Source organism: Ruegeria sp. AL12, from assembly GCF_056540885.1.
In genome coordinates this window covers 1-1,012 of record NZ_JBQFXN010000074.1, presented here as the reverse complement: position 1 = coordinate 1,012, position 1,012 = coordinate 1, and the positions used below count along the sequence as shown (strand labels likewise).

Annotated in this window: 1 pseudogene; it reads left to right on the top strand. The window is 57.9% G+C overall.

The annotated features are described in order from the left end of the window. Positions 1–1,012: pseudogene (locus ACR0C6_RS21430) on the top strand (cytochrome c3 family protein); the annotation flags it as partial.

Below are 1,012 nucleotides of genomic sequence, written 5' to 3'. Positions count from 1 at the left end.
GATACCGAGCAGAAGCGCTGGTATCACTTATACCCCGATCAGGATCTGCCGCCAGAAGACGGGCTGCACTGGACGGGCCCTTACAAGAACTGGAACGCGCGCTGCGCCGAATGACACGCCACAGGGTTTGAAAAGAACTACGACGCGCAATCCAGAACATACTCTTCCCGACAGGCTGAGATTGGAGTTGGCTGCGAAGCTTGCCATGGACCGGGGTCGGCACATATCGATTGGACCAAAGGGCAGGGCGTTGCCGGGGGTCTGAGTGATAGAGGCTTTTCGATGAGCTGGGGCAAGGGCCAGACCGAGGCCGAGATCCAGCAATGCGCCGGATGTCATTCGCGGCGCGAGGCGCACGGCAACGGAAATCCTTTGCCGGGAACCCCGTATCATGATGCCTATAACCTGGCTGTGTTGCGGCCCGGTTCGTATCATCCGGACGGGCAAATACTTGATGAGGTCTACGTTTACGGCTCATTCCTGCAATCCAAAATGTATGCCCGAGGGGTCGGGTGTATGAACTGCCACGAGCCACACAGCGCGCAGTTGAAGGCCGAAGGCAACGGTATTTGCACGCAATGTCATTCCACGGCCGCAAACCCTGAATTCCCGACGCTAGCGAAACAGGAATACGATACCCCCAGTCACCATCATCACGTTATGGATAGCGCGGGTGCCCAGTGCAAAAGCTGCCACATGATCGAACGCACTTATATGGGAGTGGACGGTCGCCGGGATCACAGCTTTCGCGTGCCGCGACCGGATTTGGGATTAGGGGCTGATGCCTGCACTGATTGCCACCAGAATAAGGATCAGGTCTGGGCTGCCAGCCGGATCAAAGGGTGGTTTCCTGACACAGCCAATCGGGCCCCGCATTATGGCACGGTGTTCAAAGCTGCTGCCGATGGCCATTTGAACACGCCAGAGGGTTTGATTGCTGTCGCAACGGACCCCTCGCAACCCGCTATCGTGCGGGCAACAGCAGCGTATCTGCTGCAACCTTTTGGCCCGC